Genomic DNA, 17,765 nt, shown 5'->3' with positions numbered 1-17,765 from the left:
TTTTAAATTATAACAGCTAAAAGATGAAATCTATTTGTGTATATACTAAAATGTGAATTAGAAAGTTCGTTTATCTACTCAAATCCTATTTGTGTTACGTTTATTTTACTAACATAACAGGCTACAACAGCTACTGAAGAGGAAGGTATATTTCATGCGCGATAAAACTAATCACCTAGAGCTTTTAAAAAGCAGAATGAATGAAGAATTTGATTCAGCCGATCAGTTAGCTGATTGGATTGGTGAAATATTCGAGTGTCCTATTACAATAGAAGATTCTAACCATCATGTTGTATCCTACAGTAAGCATAAAGAAAATATTGACGAAGCACGAATCGGCACCATTATGAATCGAAAAGTCCCGGATAATGTAATTAATGGGCTCTGGAAAAAAGGTGTTATGTCTAAACTTATCGATCAAGATGAAGCTGTTGTCATCCCACAAATTAATGAAATCGGGCTCGGAAATCGTGTAGCTATATCCATTCGTGAAAAAAATGAAATTCTGGGGTTTATATGGGCACATACTGGTAATAAAAAACTGGGTAAAGATGAACTCGAACTACTGCAGGAAGTCGCTAAGCAAGTTCGTAAATTATTCTTCAAGCACCCGAAACGGAATAGAAAATCAGAAGAAAGTTATAATGACCTCTTTTGGCAATTACTTACTGGACAAATTAAAGACACCGATAAATTAAACCAACAAGCAAAACAACTTAACGTTCAATTAGAGGGTGAGCTTGCAGTCGTTGTCATACGATTTGAAGATCAAATAACGGAGCAAATTGAAAAGTATGCATACTATTTAGCAGAAACACAGTTACAAGTTAAATCCCTTTTTCGCCTATTTGATAGTCATGAATTTATTGTCCTTGTTCGTCATCATCGTAAGAAGGAAGATCCGGCCTATTTATTAGGGGAATTTATCAAACAAATTATAGAAAAAATCAGTAACCAACTTGCATTAAAAAATGTCAACGGTTCAGCTGGAATCTTTTATGGTGAAGCGAAGCAAATAAATGAGAGCTATAAACAAGCACTAAGCGTATTAAATCTAAAAGAAAAATATGCAAAAGATCTAAAAGGTATCTATTTATATGAAGACCTCGGAGTCTATCAATTTATAGAAGAGCTGTTTGCGATTCAAAAAGCAAGTAAAAGTCGGAAGAATAAATACATTGAAAGATTACGATCATATGATAAGAAACACCACACTTCCCTTACCGATTCTTTACAAGCTTATTTAAACTGTGATTGCAATGTTTATCAAACAGCAAAGGAATTATTTATTCATCCGAATACGATGAACTATCGTCTAAAACGAATTCGGGAAGTCGCTATGCTGGACTTAAAGGACCCAAAACAGAAGACTCTCGTTTATTTAGACTTTATTATGGAACGCATGCATGAAGGGTGATTTGTGCAAATACACAAACCACCCTTCTTTTTTTCATCTTTTTTAATGAAGAAAATACCAAAAGAAAGCGTTATCATAAGATTATAAATAGCTTTTGAGGAGATGGTAAACATGATTATAGGGGTACTCAAAGAGATTAAAAATAATGAAAACCGTGTTGCAATGACACCTGCAGGGGTAGTGAATTTAGTAAAAGCAGGGCAAACAGTCATTATTGAAAAGGACGCGGGCTTAGGAAGCAGCTTTACAAACGAAGAGTATATCGAAGCTGGTGCTTCCATCATTGATAGCGCTTCAGAGATTTGGTCAAAATCCGAAATGATTATGAAAGTAAAAGAGCCGCTCCCATCTGAATATAAGTATTTTCGTGAAGGGTTAATACTATTCACATATCTCCACTTAGCAGCAGAGCCAGAATTAGCCCAAGCGTTAGTGGAAAATAAAGTAACTGCAATTGCTTATGAGACGATTACGGTTAACCGTACATTGCCATTGCTTACTCCAATGAGTGAAGTTGCTGGTCGAATGGCAACTCAAATCGGAGCACAATACCTTGAGAAATCAAAAGGCGGTAAAGGAGTTCTGCTAAGTGGAATTCCAGGTGTTAACCGTGGAAAAGTTACTATCATTGGCGGTGGTGTTGTAGGTACGAACGCTGCTCGCATTGCGCTCGGTCTTGGAGCTGAAGTTACCATTATTGATTTGAACCCAACTCGTTTACGTGAACTAGATGATATCTTTGGTTCAAGCATTCAAACGTTAATGTCTAACCCTTACAATATTGCAGAAGCAGTGAAAACTTCTGATTTAGTTATTGGTTCGGTTTTAATTCCAGGTGCAAAGGCACCGAAGCTTGTTAGTGAAGACATGGTTAGGTCTATGCAGCCAGGATCCGTGATTGTCGATGTCGCAATTGACCAAGGTGGAAATTTTGAAACTGTTGACCACCCTACTACTCATGATGATCCAATCTATGTAAAACATGATGTACTTCATTATGCAGTTGCGAATATCCCTGGCGCTGTACCACGTACTGCAACAGTTGGCTTAACGAATGTTACCGTGCCATACGCAGCACAAATAGGCGCAAAAGGGGTTGCTAAAGCGATCCAGGATAACCCTGCAATTGGCACTGGTGTGAATGTCATCAATGGAAAAGTAACCTATGAAGCCGTTGCCCACGATCTTGGTTATAATTACATTTCATTGGAAGAAGTAATAAATGAACCTGCAATAATATAATTCCCATGGAAAATACCCTTCTTGCATCCTTAGAAGGGTATTTTTTTATTTGTATACATATATGATAGGCAACACAATACTTATCATGATTAGCAAGTAGAAATATGAAAGAATTCGTTGATTAATTAATGCCTTAATTGCAAGAAGATCGACTTCCATATTTTCACGTGAAAGCTACCTTCTCTCAGCTTAATATACTACTAACCAGGGACTACTTCTTTCTCTTCTCAATCATCCCTCTTACGACATCAGGGTTTGTCCCACCAGTTATGCTTCTTCGTGCTACAAATTGTTTTGGATCAATAATTGCTTGCCAATCTTCATTTTTAAGTTGAACATCGCTAAGCCATTCATTTACTTTCGATAGTGAAATTTCATATAGTTCTTTTCCTGCTTCTTCTACGTTTTTGGCAATTGCACTTGCTTTTTTATGTGCTGCCCGAAATGAAATACGGTAATCCCTTGCCAATACATCCGCAAGCTCTGTAATCGTTATCAAATTTTCTCTCGCTTGTTGATAAGCTCGTCCCTTATTAAACTCCAACGTAAGCATAACAGCACGCATTAATCGCAACACTCGTGTAGCTTTTTGATAACCTGCATATAGATGTGGTTGCAGATCGTCTTCCGTATCATTTATATCTCCAAAAGGGGTGTTATGAATCATATGAACTACCGCCAGCCCTTCTGCAGCCGCACTGCTTGCAATTGCACGAGAATGCTCAATCGAAACTGGATTTCTTTTTTGAGGCATAATACTGCTAATTTGAACGTATGCATTAGAAACCTTTATTAAACCTACCTCTTTTGATGCCATACGTAACAACTCTTGAAGCCACCTCCCCATATTCGTCATTAAACTAACTAAAGCCTGCGCTGCTTCAATTAGATAATCACCTGTTCCAATTGCATCATATGAATTCTCTATTAGTCCATCAAATTCAAGCAATTCTACCATACGCTCTCTATTTATAGGAAACCCTGTAGTAGTAATTGCAGCTGCACCCATTGGTGATTTATTCACTGTTGCATAAGCCTGTTTTAATCTTTGAATGTCTCGATCTAAATTATCATAAATAGCTACAAGGTAGTGCCCGAATGTTGTTGGCTGAGCAGGTTGTGTATGCGTATGAGCTGGCATAATTGATTCAGCATGTTTTTCTGCCTGATAAAGAATTGCTTTATTTAATTGTTCCGCTTCTATAATCACTTGTTCAATATAATCTCTAATAACGATGCGATACATCGCTTCTCCCATATCATTTCTGCTTTTTGCAATATGCATTTTTCCTGCTAGATCAGTCCCAATAAGATCCCCTAACCGAGACTCAACAAGAAAAAAAAGATCCTCATGTTGAGAAGAATACATTAATTCAGTTCGGTCAATACATTCTACCTGCTTCACAGCTTCTAAAATTTCAGTACACTCATCACCTGTTAAAATCCCCTGCTCCATCAACATAATAGTATGTGCTTTATGGATTTTAAACATTGCTTCAAATAAATACTTTTTTTGATCATCAAATACCGGCTTTAGCAGTTCATCCATATAGGTCTTACCAGGAAATTCAACTCCTTCAGCCGCTTCAAACTGCTCCTTCATTCTATTCATATCCTACACCTCAATATTGTGTATTATATTTCTTTACAGTTAGTTAACCTTACTTACCAATCATTGTAGCGGATTGTATTCTCTTTTGTAAAGTGTTAATTTTAAAAATAGTAACTCAAATTAAAATTAACTTTATTTTTAGTTATGTAAACGTTGACATTCGGAGAGATTAATAGTATTATAATTTTCAATTAATAAGTTAACTTTACTAACCTATCGAAACATTATTGATTTTGAAAGGAGTGAAAAACTATCGCTATCCGTAATGTCCCCACAGATTCCAACTTACTAAAACATTTAAACAAACGGAAAGTTTTACATTATATTCAACGAAAAGATGGACATTCTCGATCAGATATTGCAAAAGCACTAAAACTAAGTAAACCTACAGTCTCTAATATAGTTGATGAACTTTTAGAGGAAGGATGGATTCGAGAGAAAGAAAGTGAAAGAGCAAGTTCAGCAGGTGGTCGGAAACCATTTCAAATATTCTTTAATGAAAACGCAGCCTATATTGTTGGAATTGATATTGGCGGGACATTAGTTGAAATGGCCATTATGAATTTAGCAGGAAAAATTATAAGTAAGACCGCTTTTTCCACACAAAAACATGTAGGTACTAACTTTATTCAATCAATTGCCGACTACGTAAACACCCTTATAGAGCAAGAAGGATTAGAAAGCAGCATGTTATTTGGAGTTGGCGTTGGCGTTCCAGGTATTACGGATGTTGATAGCGGAATTGTCATTGATGCGCCAAGTCTGAGCTGGAAAAATATACCGCTGCAATCTCAACTTGAATCCCACCTCTCATGTCCTGTTTATATCGATAATGATGTAAATGTTGCGGCGCTCGGTGAATATTGGAAAGGCGCCGGCAAAAAAAACAATAATATGATTATGATTACACTAGGAACTGGTATCGGGTGCGGAATTATAATTAACGGACAGCTTTATCGCGGAGCATCATACGCTGCAGGAGAAATTGGTTATATGGTAACAGATAAAGATGCTGCTGATAAAAAATACGAGCAAACTTTTAGGGGCTACGGATTCTTAGATAGTCACGTAGGAGGACCGTCTATTGCCAAAAGAATGCTTCAACACAGTCAGAAAAGTGAAGAAAAATGGACTGCAAAAGAAGTTTTCCAAATGGCAATTGATGGCGACCAATTAGCATTGAAAACAGTAAATGATTCCCTATCCCATCTTTCTTTTGCATTAATTAATGTTATTTCAATTATCAACCCTGAGAAAGTTGTATTAGGGGGCGGGATTTCTAAATCAATGAACCACTTTTTGCCATATTTAACTTCCAACTTAGAAAAACACTTACCTGTACAAACGGACATCACTATCACAACAGTTGAAGATGTCTCTTTGCTAGGTGCCGGGTACCTCATACTTAAGGAACATGAATCAATTTTAAAAGTATAGATTTTAAATTTAATTTAAAGAGACTCCGGTCCTTTAAAATATTATATTAGGGGGTTTTATTATGTTTAAAAAGTGGCAATTGACTCTGCTTGCAATATTGTTATCGGTTGTGTTTGCAGCATGTTCTAGTGATGATGAAAGTTCTGCTAATCAAGAAGATGGCGACATCACACTTGAATACTGGCAATACTCATTTGATTCTAAGGTTAACTTAATGGATGAATTAATTGCGGAATTCGAAGAAGCAAATCCTGGAATTAAAGTAAAGCAAACCAATTTTCCATATGATCAATACAATGAACAGGTTGCTGCGCAAGTTCCAGCTGGTAAAGGACCCGATGTTATTAACTTATTCTACGGATGGGTGCCTACCTACGTAGATGCAGGTTACTTACAGCCACTACCACAGGACGCTTTCCCACATGAAGAAATAGAGAGTGAATTCTTTCCATTAGTGGAAGCCACGAAAATGGATGGCGAATATTGGACAATACCAACTTCAGTAAGAACACTCGCACTGTTTTATAATAAGGATTTATTTGAAGAAGCAGGCCTTGATCCTAACTCTCCTCCACAAACATGGGAAGAGCTTGAAGACTATGCCGTTCAATTAACCAAAGCTGATGGTAATGGCCGTCTAGAACAATCTGGAATGGCATGGGAACCAGCACAACAAGGTCACCATTGGCTTAGAGATGGTCTAACACTACAAGCAGGCGGACAAGTATTAAGTGAAGATAGAAAGGAAGTTGTCTGGGCAGATACCCCAGCTGGTTTAGAAGCATTTAAATATTGGTTAAGCTTCCCTACTGAGCTAGGAACATCTGAACAAGGTTTTTATACAGATGATGTGACAGCATTTGTAACGGAAAAAGCTGCAATGAATATTGACGGTTCTTTTAGGGTAGGTACATTGCAAAGTGATGCACCTGATCTAAATTATGCAATAGCACCACTTCCTGGTAAAGACGTACAATCAACAAATGCTTCTTTCTGGACAAATGGGATTACTGCCCGTGTTGAAGGAGAAAAACTAGAAGCAGCCACTAAATTTTTAGAATTCCTAACAAGTGATGATGTTATGGAAAGATGGTTAGATGCAACTGGTGAATTACCTGCAAAAGAATCGGTTGCCATGCAGGATAAATATGTAAACGATGAAATTTATGGTCCTTTTATCGAATCCTTGCCTTTTGCTAATGCGCATTTCTTTGTAGATGAAACTCGGGAACGGGATCTTGTAATAGATGCTGCTAATCGGGTGTTAATGGAAGGTCAAGATCCGGAAGAAGCGTTTAATCAATTAGTAGAAGCTACTCAAAAACTTTATGATGAATACTGGGAAAAATAAGCAATCTTTAACGAAAGGATCAAGGTGACACACCTTGATCCTTACCACTTAAAGGAGGTGCAGCATGGAGCAATTCAAATCACCGCAGAATCAGAACAATAAAACAACACAAGTTAAAAAGGAAAAAACTTCCCTTCTTCATAAATTTAGAGGGAATCTTAGATATCAAAAATATTTATTTGTATACACTTGTTTATTGCTTCCAATTATATTTTATCTCGGGATCCGAATTTTACCTACTCTATTTACGTTTAACGTGGGATTTAGAGATTGGAACCTTCTTTCAACAGATATACAACCTTTCGTTGGTTTAGAAAATTATGTAACACTATTCCAGGATGAAATCTTTATTAAATCCATTTTTAATACTTTCATCTATATTCTTTTAGGGGTTTCTGGTCAATTATTATTTGGGATAATTGTAGCATTATTACTTCATAAAATTAATCGATTTGTTGGGTTTTTCAGAGTTATCTATTTTATTCCCTATGTAACTAGTATTGTTGCAATCAGTTGGGTATTTCAGTGGATTCTAATGGGTAACGGGATTATTAATGATATATTAGTTAATTTAGGTTTCTCTGCTCAACCATTCTTAAACTCACCAGATCAAGCAATTTATGTCATCATCGCTGCAATGATTTGGCAATCCATTGGTTTTCAAATGGTTCTCTTCTTAGCTGGGTTAGAGAATATACCAGAAATGCTTTATGAAGCTGCTGAAATTGATGGAGCGACCGGTTGGCAAAAATTTTGGTATGTAACGGTTCCTTTACTGAATCCAACGATTGTATTTTCTGCAGTAATTGGAACGATTACCTTTATTCAAGTTTCCTTTACCCAAGTCATTAATATGAGCATGGATGGAAGTGGCGGTCCTTTAAATTCAACCATTTCAGTTGTAGTTTACATCTACCAGCTAGCCTTTAAGCAATTCGATATGGGATTAGCTTCTGCGGCAACCGTTATCTTATTCCTGTTCATACTTGCTTTAACAATTTTCCAAATGAAAGTTTTAACCAAGAAATTTGATTACTAGAATAGGAGGTGTAGAAGGATGAGGTTCCGACGATTATTGCCGTATGTACTTTTAATAATTGGTTCTGTTATTATGTTGTTTCCTTTCATTTGGATGGTTTCTACTTCCTTAAAAGCACCATTCGATATATTTAATTTGAGCATTATCCCAGAAAATCCAACCTTAGCGAATTATATTAAAATTCTTGAGGAAAGCATGTTCATCAAATGGTTTATGAATAGTATTATTGTGGCTCTAATTACGACGATAAGTGTTTTATTTTTTGATACACTCGTTGGATATATAATTGCAAAATTTTCCTTTGTAGGTCGTACGGTTATTTTCATCTTAATATTAAGTACATTAATGGTTCCAACAGAAATGCTAATTATCCCGTGGTATATGATGAGTTCAGAATTTGGATGGACGGACTCCTATTGGGGTGTTCTTTTTCCAGGTCTTATGACAGGTTTTGGAGTGTTTTTAATGCGACAGTTTATGGAACAAATCCCTGATGATTTACTCAACGCTGCACGAGTTGATGGAATGAACGAGTATGCCATCTTCTTTAAAATTGCTGTTCCGCAGGTTTGGCCAGCGATTTCAGCATTAGGCATTTTTACATTCCTTAGTAACTGGAATGCATTTTTATGGCCATTAATTGTCATCGAATCACCTAGTTTACGAACACTGCCGGTTGGACTATCATTCTTTTCTTCCGGCGAAGCTGAATCACAGTGGCATCTCATTATGACTGGAGCAACTATATCAGTTATCCCTTTGATTCTGGTATTTATCCTCCTGCAGCGTCATATCATCAAAGGTATTACCTTAACTGGTATGAAATAAATTACGTTAAAATATCCCAATAGGATTGCTCGAATCCCATTGGGATATTTTTATTCTACTCCATAGCTAATTAGGTTTGTGAATATCCGGTAAGCACCAGGGACTTGATTATCAATTTGACGATAGAATACTAAATTCGTATATAGATAGGTACCCTCGCCATATTCGGCAAGCAAGATCCCACTCGTAAATGGATCTTCATCTGGATCAGCCATACTAACAAATGTCTCATAGCGATTATCCCAATTCATTGGAAAATAGAGCCCTCTTTCTTGTACCCAATTATCCCAGTCATGATTCGTAACTTCATTTGGGTAGTTAAATAACTTGTGCTCGGGCTGGGTTAACGTTACCTCTGCATGCTCATCCGTTACACGCCATTGAATGGACGGATTACCAATTTCTAATGAATATGGAGCGGTTGCATCTATATTCCAGTTGTCATCTGGTTTATGATACTGCACCACATAATGTCCTCCGCCCTCTACATACTCTAGCAATCTTTCATTATTTTCAGCTAGATCAGGTCGGGAAAGATATGCTCTTATTCCAGTAACAATTGCATCATACTGTGTCAAATCACCTGAAGCAAGGTCTGCTTCTGTAAGTTTCGTCACGTCCATCCCTGTATCTATTAAATAGTCGGCAACTTCATCAAAACCACTTTCGATATAACCAACTTTTAAGTTATCAGGTAGCAGCAACTCAAATGCAACGGTGTTCACTGTTGCTGGATACTGGAAATACGAATCTTTAATATGGTCATAACTAATTTCCTGAACGGTCGTATTAAAGATTGCTCCATTTGCTTCAGCGACAACATCGAAAGAATAATCGCCTTCTGAAATATCTGATGGAGGGCTAACAGTAAACGTTACCTCTTCCATTTCATGCTGCTCCGTAAATGAAACTTCCTTCTCTACTGGATTACTTGCCCAACCCTCTGGCAGATTTAACGAAACAGTTGCATCTTTCTTGCCGTTATAATAGTTCTTTACTTGAACTTTAACTGGAATTTCTTCTTGTATATCAGCTGTATTAATTGTTAAGTTTTCCGAACTTGGAGCTACACTTAACTCAGGCAAGACGGCAACAGTATGATTAAACTCTATTAATTTACCAGATGTTTGCCCTTTTTCTTTAAATTCAACCTTCCCCATTAGGGTTGACTCGTCATATGGTGTATTGTATGGTTCATCTTCTGGCACCCTTACATCAAAAGTTACTTTCTTGGATTCATTCGGTTTTAAATGTTTCACTTTTTGTGTTTTATCTCTACCCCAGGATTCCGGCGTCACCAGTGTAGCATCAATATGTTTTATTTTCTGATTGCCCTCATTTGTAATCGTCATGGTTACTTGCCCTTTCGAACCGGGTGTTAATACTTCCGTGTCGATTTCCATTTCCACATGAAGGCTGGAAGCTACAAAACTCACCTCCTGTAATTGCTCTTCTTTTAATTCAAGCTTATGAAGTAAATCATTTTTAAGATTGCTTGGCATTTTCGCTTTTCCTACTAATTTTTGAATTCTCTTTACATCCTTATGCGCAGATTGTGATACCGATAAAATCGCTTCTCTATCTGGATAGAGCTCGACAATTTCATCCAACTTTTGCTGTAACTTATTTAATTTCGCTTTCACATTTTTCGCTGGAACAATTTCTGCCCATTCATTAAAGTTGTATGGGATACCCGCAAACAACGCATTCGGATAATCTGTATGAACAGCTTCCTTTATTAATTCTAAGTGTGTTTGTCTGGGTTCGGCTGGAATATCTCTTCCCATCCCTTGACTTTTATGCATATATCTTGACTCTTCACCCAGCTGGGGATATGTCATTTCATATACAGGATCATAATCACCAATTTCTATAGAAGTTGTTGCAGTTTCTTCCGATTCAGCAGGTAAATACAACTTTTTTACTTGCCACGTCGATAGTCCCTCTTCTAACTGTTCCGGGAAAACAGTTGGGTCAGCCGCATCTTCAAATGCTTGTTCAGATAAGATCGTTATCGCCCTATGGTGACCATGTTGACTTTCAACATCCCGAAAAGAGGGCATTACAATGTCAGGCTGATAAGTTCGAATGAATCGAATAAAGCGTTCGTAGGTTAATTCCTCTCCCCATTTCTCCAGCGTTTCATCTGGGGATTTGGAAAATCCAAAATCATAGATAGGGTCTGATGTAGTCTCACTTAAATGATATGCCTTTACCCCTGTAATTTTTGCTGCTTCAATCATCTCATTACTACGGATAATTCCTAAACCATTATCCAACTCTGTCCCGATCTCATTCTGTCCTCCTTCACCCCGATTCGCAATTAAGCTTGAAGTTTTCACACCCAACCCTCGAGATAAGTAAGCAAGAAAATCACTGCGTTCATCATCCGGATGTGCTCCTGTGTTTAAAAATGTCACTGTAGTATTTAGTGGTTTTACTGCATTCCATAGTTCAACATCATGATGAATATCTTCCTTCGCATTACCTTTTAAAGGAATTAAAGATACGATAAGCAGTAGAATCAACAAGTAATAAAGCACCTTTTTCATTTAATGTAACCCCTTTCATTATTAGGTTGATACTTAAAACCAACTACCTCCTTTTCACATTAGGGTTAGTTAGTAATCTAAACTTACTAACTTTTCTGAATTAACTTCTCATGAAAACAATATCAATTTAATACTTCATTGTAAATATTAGATTTGTCCTATTTTTCTAATAACAAGAGGCGTAAAGTGGTATAAAAGGATGCAATTGAACATAAAAAATCTTGATATAGAAAAAACTAAATAACCTTTCTATATCAAGATTCAATCATTGCTCTATCCTATTTATTGGTTATTTCAACTACAATCCTCTACCCAATTAGGCACTTGTAAACCACATAGTATCTCAAGTTCCTGTTCTCTTTTCTCTATATAAGAACTAAATTCTTTGAGATCTTCATCAATGATCGCTGGATGTGTCATTACTTCAACGGAAGTCGTGTCTAGCTGCTGTAATTTATTAAAGATTTCATAATCAACACCCTCACCGTAAAAATCCAGCCACAGTGTTTCCGTAAGTAGGATTTCAGGGTTTCCTTTTAATGATTCTACATAGCGAACAGGCACGTTGTATCGCTGAGCTAATTTAACAACCACTTCTTTCAATAGGCCCCATCCATGTATATGGTGATGGCTGTCAATGTGATGAAGGGGCAGACCTGTAGCTAAAAATGCATCGATCTGTGCACACCATTCTCGCTCTACTGCATCTACATCAACGTCTTCCACTTCCAAAAATGTATTTTTAAATTTAAAAAATCCTTGATTATCGAGAAGTGACGGGACATTCCCACTAATCGGTTTACCCCAGGTTAGCACAAGATGAATACCTATATTTAGCAATGGATGCTTTTTTGCTTGTGAAACCGCATAATCTATTGCTTTTCCGTTCATCATTAAAGTTGCCGAGCTGACAACTCCATCCTTATACGCCTTAATAATTCCATCCGTCACACCTTTTGTTAATCCAAAATCGTCTGCATTAAACAACACTTTCATCGATAGTCCCCCTTAAATACTTCTGATTATTCTCCCGTTGGGTAATTCCGCTCAATCATGAAATTAGTTTTATCACCACGGAAGAATGAACGTGAAAATTCTACTTTTTTGCCCTTATCGTCTTCGGCAATTGTTTCGATATAAAAACATGGTGTTCCTACTTCACAGCCTAAATGCGAACAAGAACGTTCATCTGCAAGTGTTATCTCAATTTGTTCAGTTGTTTTGGCGATGTGAACATGGAATTCTTCTTTTAATGACGCATACAAAGATGTTTCTGCATGTTCTTTCATTATCCCCGGGGCAATATCCCACGGAATATAAGCTATTTCATATTGTGTTGGTTCCCCATTTGCCTTGCGAACCCGTTCAATTCGCTGAATTGGATCATTTATAGATACATCAAGGGATTGCTGCATAATTTCATTTGCCGGAATAACATGAATATCTATTAAAGTTATCTCTGCTTTTTTACCCTGAACAGCAATCTGATCACTATATCGCTTCACAGTCTGGGACAGTGTCTGCTTCACTTTTTGTTCAGCGACAAAAGTGCCCTTCCCCTGCTGCCGTACTAAATAGCCTTCAAGAGTAAGCTGATTTAGAGCTGTTCTCACAGTGGTTCTACTAACATTAAAGTCCTTACAGAGTTCCAATTCCGGAGGTATTTTTTCTCCCTTTTTATATTCATTTGACTTAATACGATTCAATAATTCTTCTTTTATATAGGCATGCAGTGATTGGTTTTTTTCCATGTCTGTACTCCTTCAAACATTGTATATATAAAGTGTACAAGATATAAGATATAATGACAATACTTATAAATGTAATTACAATTATAAAAATATGTATGGACATCATAATAATTGTATGATACATTTTTATTACAGTTAAGCATATAACTTATCACAAAGAAGTTAATACGCCTACTAAAAGCGACTAATTTTAAAGCGTTTCCAAATACATCATAAGGAGTTCAAACAAAATGACACTAAAATTAGTAATTATCGGTGGAGGATCTAGTTATACACCAGAAATTATTGAAGGTATTATTCGTCGTCACGATTCATTTCCTGTAACAGAAATCGTTCTTGTTGATATTAAAACAGGGCAAAAAAAATTAGAAATTATTGGGGATCTATCATTACGAATGATCGAGAAATCGGCAAAATCTATTAAACTATCATGGACATTAGATCGAAAAGAAGCACTAAAAAATGCTGATTTTGTTTCAACTCAAATTCGTGTTGGTGGTTTAGAAGCTCGTTCTAAAGATGAGAGAATCCCTTTGAGTCATGGATTTATCGGACAAGAAACGAACGGTGCTGGTGGAATTTTTAAAGCTTTTCGTACCATTCCGGTATTAATGGAACTTGCTGAAGATATTCATACAATTTGCCCAGATGCATGGATGATCAATTTCACCAACCCGGCTGGAATTGTAACCGAGGCACTGTTGAAGCATTCAGCACATCAGAAGGTGATTGGTGTATGCAACATTCCGTTTAACATGCGTCATTCAACCGCAGAAATTTTAGGGGTATCACCAGACGATGTAAAAATTCAATTTATTGGTATGAACCATTTCGTGTTTGGTCAAAAAGTATTCGTCAATGGGATGGATCGCACAGAAGATGTTGTGGAGAAACTAGTTGGGGATCATTTTGATTATTCACCAGCTAACATTGTAAATCTTGGCTGGTCCAAGACCTTTATCGAATCAACTAGACTGCTGCCTAACCCGTATCATCAGTATTACTTCCAAACCAAAGACGTTCTTGAGAAAGATCTGCAAGCCTATAAAGAAAACGGCACTCGTGCAGAGGTAGTACAACAATTAGAAGAATCGTTGTTTGAACTATATCGTAACCCGGAATTGCGTGACAAACCGAAAGAGCTAGAAAAACGAGGAGGTGCATTTTATAGTGATGTAGCATGTAGTTTGATGGATTCTATCTATAACAATAAGGAAGATGTTCAAACAGTCAACACATTTAATAATGGTGCAATCCCAGATCTTCCAAATGATGCAGTAATTGAAGCCAATTGTATCATTACAAATCATGGTCCTAGACCAATTTCTATTGGACCATTACCAGCAACAATAAAAGGATTAGTCTATCAAATGAAGGCATTTGAAGAACTTGTCATTCGGGCTAGTATCTCAGGGGATTACAATGATGCTTATACAGCTTTATTAATGAATCCACTAATTGGCGATGAAAAGCGTAGTAAAGTTTTACTTGATGAGCTATTAGAAGCACATAAAGCTTATTTACCACAATTCAATTCAAGGGGGAATTAGAATGAACAATAAGTTTATGCAAAAATTTATTGAAATTGCCGGACGCATCGGTGCACAGCGTCACCTTGTGGCGATTCGTGATGGTTTTGTTGCCATCATGCCATTAATTATCGTTGGCTCACTTGCAATATTGATTAATAACTTTCCGCCGCTTGGCGAGCTTAACTTTGTAGAGTGGATGAATGGAATATTTGGTGAAGGCAATTGGCAAGCAGTTGGGGGAAGTATTTGGAATGGCACATTTGCTGTACTAGGTCTATTAATTGCGTTTTCTATCGCTTATAATTTAGCTAAGTCCTATGAAGTTGATGGACTATCTGCAGGTTTAATTTCAGCTGCAGCCTACATTATGCTTGTGCCAGAAACACCTGATTGGGGCTTGAGCTTTGCTTGGTTAGGTGCCCAGGGATTATTTGTAGCTATCATTATCGCACTCGTGCTTACGGAGATATTCCGATTTCTCGTTAAATCCAAATTCACAATAAAAATGCCAGAAGGTGTTCCTGATGGTGTCGCAAGATCATTCACAGCACTTATTCCAGCTACAATTATATTAATCATCGTAGGATTCTTCCAAGCTATGATGAATGTTTTTGCAGAAATAAGTATATTTGAATTAATCTTTAATGTCATTCAAGAACCGCTTCAAGGGCTTGGTAACACATTACCGGCAGCAATAGTTGTTTCATTCCTTAATCATTTACTATGGTTCTTTGGATTACACGGCACAAATATTATCGGCTCTGTTATTGAGCCTGTATACTTACCACTAATCCAAACAAACTTAGAACTGTTCCAGGGTGGAATGTCCGCATTTGAAGTACCTTATATTGTTACGAAGCCCTTCTTAGATTCGTTCGTATTTATGGGAGGATCTGGAGCAACTATTGCATTACTGATTGCTATCTTTATCGTCATTCGGCATGAAAAAAATCATCCGTATCGAGAAGTTGCAAAGCTTTCTGCACCAGCAGGATTATTCAATATCAATGAACCAGTTATTTTTGGATTACCGATTGTGTTAAACCCTGTCATGTTAATTCCGTTTATTTTAGTACCTGTTACATTAACCGTAACTTCTTATATCGCACTCGCGACAGGTATTGTACCAAAAACGGTAGCTATTCTACCGTGGACCACTCCACCAATATTGAGTGGTTATCTTGTAACAGGTGGAAGCTGGCGTGGCATTGCACTACAATTATTTAATTTGACACTTGCTGTATTAATGTATATTCCATTTATAATGGCAGGCGTTAGAGCATTAAAACAACGAATGGAGGGCTAATCATGTCCACAACAACAGAAGAAATGCAAATGCTTTCATTTAATATCATTTTGCATGCTGGAAATGCTCGATCACATGCGATGGAAGCAATTGCACTTGCAAAGGAATATAAGTTTTTAGAAGCAAATAAAAAAATCGAACAAGCAGAAGAAGAATTCAACGAAGCTCATCATATCCAAACCGACTTACTACAAAAAGAGGCAAATGGTGAGAAAAATAATATAACGGTCATTCTCATTCATGCACAAGATCACCTGATGACAGCAATGACGGTGAAAGATCTTGCCTTGGAGATGATTGATATGTATAAAAAAATGGAAGCAATTGAGGAGGCTAACCAATGAAAATTATCCTTGTTTGTTCAGCAGGTATGTCAACATCCATGCTCGTAAAGAAAATGAAAGCATCTGCTGATGAAAGAAATCTAGAGGTAAATATAGAAGCAGTAGCAGAATCTCAGCTTAAAAATAACTTAGAAAATCTCGATGTCGTATTAATCGGACCACAAGTACGCTATCTCGAGAAGAAAATTAGAGAACAAGTAGAGCCTAAAGGAATTAAAGTAGATATCATCGACCAATTAGCATATGGTATGATTCAGGGAGATAAGGTGTTGGATCAGGCAATACATTTAAAAAATATTTAAAAGCAATTATTAATTTTACCCAAATTGCTTTGTATAAGACAAACAACAATGGGAAATTTTCAATTACGATGGATGGAGACAGAATGGATTGAAAAGCATTCCTCCCAAATCAAATAGAGGATTATAAAGGAGAAGCTATGTTAAAAGTACCATAGCTTCTCTGATTTGATTTATCCCCTCTTTCTTGTAATAACTTTCTTACATGTATATAATTGCCCCCCCTTTTCCACGTGCGTGCAAGAAACCGCAGAGGCAAAGCTTCAACACAGAGAATGGAACAAAGCCATTGATACTAGTACACAGATATTAACACCTAATACTCCAGCATGAATCGATTAGCCGAATTGATACACTCTTCCCCCTTTATTCGTGAAAATACATGCATCATTGGTAAAGCACGACTTGTTCACTTGATAAATCACTGTGTTTAGATTTTATACATGATAGATAAATAATACAGGCGTAAAAATTTGGTCCTATCAAAAGGAGTTTCTTTCCCTGTTTCGAATGCCATTGTTAATTTACTTGATGCATGTTATTCATTCTTCATGGAATAAAATTTGCATTCTCTTTCTATTTAAAGTAAAAATAAGGAGAGATGTTACCAATAATTCTAGATGAGATAATGGAGGGTAATGTATGGATAAAATTGAAGTTGGTGAAGTTTTTACAATTAGTGATGAAACAGATGTTGATCAGGAAGTAGAAGTACTTGCCAAGGTTACATTGGAAAATATAGATTACGTCGCAGTCAGCTTTTTAGAAGATTTGCAAGAGGATAGTGATGAGGACATTGATATCTTCTTTCTCAAAATCGATGATGATGGTGAATTATCTGCAATTGAAAGTGATGAAGAGTTCGATAAAGTATCCGAGGCATTTGATCAAATCCTAGAAGAAGATTAACAAAAGGAGCGATAATCTCTTAGATAGAGGGATTATCGCTTTTTTTCAAGGCTTAGAACTCTATATCCTATTAAACAGTCGTTTCCATATTACTGACATCATTTTATAACCTACAGATTAGAATAATTATAGTACGAATAATTCTA

At 36.7% G+C, this 17,765-nt stretch carries 15 protein-coding genes; 11 read left to right on the top strand and 4 right to left on the bottom strand.

What is annotated here, in order from left to right; all coding sequences use genetic code 11:
* Positions 1-154 precede the first annotated feature (154 nt).
* Positions 155-1,417, top strand: coding sequence for a PucR family transcriptional regulator (locus D1B32_RS20065; protein ID WP_118890288.1), 1,263 nt, complete (start codon positions 155-157; stop codon positions 1,415-1,417).
* A 111-nt stretch (positions 1,418-1,528) separates the two neighbouring features.
* Positions 1,529-2,659: an alanine dehydrogenase gene (gene ald, locus D1B32_RS20060; RefSeq protein WP_095307467.1), complete on the top strand. Its 1,131-nt coding sequence runs from the start codon at positions 1,529-1,531 to the stop codon at positions 2,657-2,659.
* A gap of 211 nt (positions 2,660-2,870) precedes the next feature.
* Here ald and argH read toward each other — a convergent pair whose 3' ends face one another.
* Complete coding sequence (gene argH, locus D1B32_RS20055; protein WP_118890287.1) at positions 2,871-4,271, bottom strand: argininosuccinate lyase; 1,401 nt, start codon at positions 4,269-4,271, stop codon at positions 2,871-2,873.
* Between the two features lie 252 nt (positions 4,272-4,523).
* On the opposite strand from argH, the gene D1B32_RS20045 reads away from it, so the two are divergent.
* The 4 genes from D1B32_RS20045 to D1B32_RS20030 all read left to right on the top strand — a co-directional run bounded on the left by D1B32_RS20045 (position 4,524) and on the right by D1B32_RS20030 (position 8,926).
* Positions 4,524-5,708, top strand: coding sequence for an ROK family transcriptional regulator (locus D1B32_RS20045; RefSeq protein WP_316246669.1), 1,185 nt, complete (start codon positions 4,524-4,526; stop codon positions 5,706-5,708).
* A gap of 61 nt (positions 5,709-5,769) precedes the next feature.
* On the top strand, positions 5,770-7,059 hold the full coding sequence (locus D1B32_RS20040) for a sugar ABC transporter substrate-binding protein (RefSeq protein ID WP_118890285.1): 1,290 nt from the start codon (positions 5,770-5,772) through the stop codon (positions 7,057-7,059).
* Between the two features lie 64 nt (positions 7,060-7,123).
* Positions 7,124-8,098: a carbohydrate ABC transporter permease gene (locus D1B32_RS20035; protein WP_118890284.1), complete on the top strand. Its 975-nt coding sequence runs from the start codon at positions 7,124-7,126 to the stop codon at positions 8,096-8,098.
* Positions 8,099-8,116: 18 nt separating this feature from the next.
* On the top strand, positions 8,117-8,926 hold the full coding sequence (locus D1B32_RS20030; protein ID WP_095307476.1) for a carbohydrate ABC transporter permease: 810 nt from the start codon (positions 8,117-8,119) through the stop codon (positions 8,924-8,926).
* A 50-nt stretch (positions 8,927-8,976) separates the two neighbouring features.
* Here the strand turns inward: D1B32_RS20030 and D1B32_RS20025 are convergent, their stop codons facing one another.
* The 3 genes from D1B32_RS20025 to D1B32_RS20015 all read right to left on the bottom strand — a co-directional run bounded on the left by D1B32_RS20025 (position 8,977) and on the right by D1B32_RS20015 (position 13,229).
* Entirely contained in the window at positions 8,977-11,478 is a 2,502-nt protein-coding gene (locus D1B32_RS20025; protein WP_118890283.1) for an NEW3 domain-containing protein, read from the bottom strand.
* Positions 11,479-11,772: 294 nt separating this feature from the next.
* Complete coding sequence (gene chbG, locus D1B32_RS20020) at positions 11,773-12,474, bottom strand: chitin disaccharide deacetylase (protein WP_118890282.1); 702 nt, start codon at positions 12,472-12,474, stop codon at positions 11,773-11,775.
* Positions 12,475-12,500: 26 nt separating this feature from the next.
* On the bottom strand, positions 12,501-13,229 hold the full coding sequence (locus D1B32_RS20015) for a GntR family transcriptional regulator (protein WP_095307482.1): 729 nt from the start codon (positions 13,227-13,229) through the stop codon (positions 12,501-12,503).
* 230 nt (positions 13,230-13,459) lie between these two features.
* On the opposite strand from D1B32_RS20015, the gene D1B32_RS20010 reads away from it, so the two are divergent.
* The 5 genes from D1B32_RS20010 (at position 13,460) to D1B32_RS19990 (ending at position 17,619) form a co-directional block, all read left to right on the top strand.
* Entirely contained in the window at positions 13,460-14,779 is a 1,320-nt protein-coding gene (locus tag D1B32_RS20010; RefSeq protein ID WP_118890281.1) for a 6-phospho-beta-glucosidase, read from the top strand.
* A gap of 1 nt (position 14,780) precedes the next feature.
* The gene (locus tag D1B32_RS20005) at positions 14,781-16,067 is read left to right on the top strand and encodes a PTS sugar transporter subunit IIC (RefSeq protein ID WP_095307485.1); all 1,287 of its coding nucleotides are present in this window, start codon (positions 14,781-14,783) and stop codon (positions 16,065-16,067) included.
* 2 nt (positions 16,068-16,069) lie between these two features.
* Complete coding sequence (locus tag D1B32_RS20000; RefSeq protein WP_118890280.1) at positions 16,070-16,411, top strand: PTS lactose/cellobiose transporter subunit IIA; 342 nt, start codon at positions 16,070-16,072, stop codon at positions 16,409-16,411.
* On the top strand, positions 16,408-16,713 hold the full coding sequence (locus D1B32_RS19995; RefSeq protein WP_118890279.1) for a PTS sugar transporter subunit IIB: 306 nt from the start codon (positions 16,408-16,410) through the stop codon (positions 16,711-16,713). Before D1B32_RS20000 ends, D1B32_RS19995 begins: the two co-directional genes overlap by 4 nt.
* Positions 16,714-17,352: 639 nt before the next feature.
* On the top strand, positions 17,353-17,619 hold the full coding sequence (locus D1B32_RS19990; RefSeq protein WP_095307502.1) for a DUF1292 domain-containing protein: 267 nt from the start codon (positions 17,353-17,355) through the stop codon (positions 17,617-17,619).
* Positions 17,620-17,765: the final 146 nt, after the last annotated feature.

The organism is Oceanobacillus profundus (assembly GCF_003515705.1).
Taxonomy (GTDB): domain Bacteria; phylum Bacillota; class Bacilli; order Bacillales; family Amphibacillaceae; genus Oceanobacillus; species Oceanobacillus profundus.
Note: the sequence above shows the minus strand (reverse complement) of the source record. Positions and strands in the feature narration are given on the sequence as shown.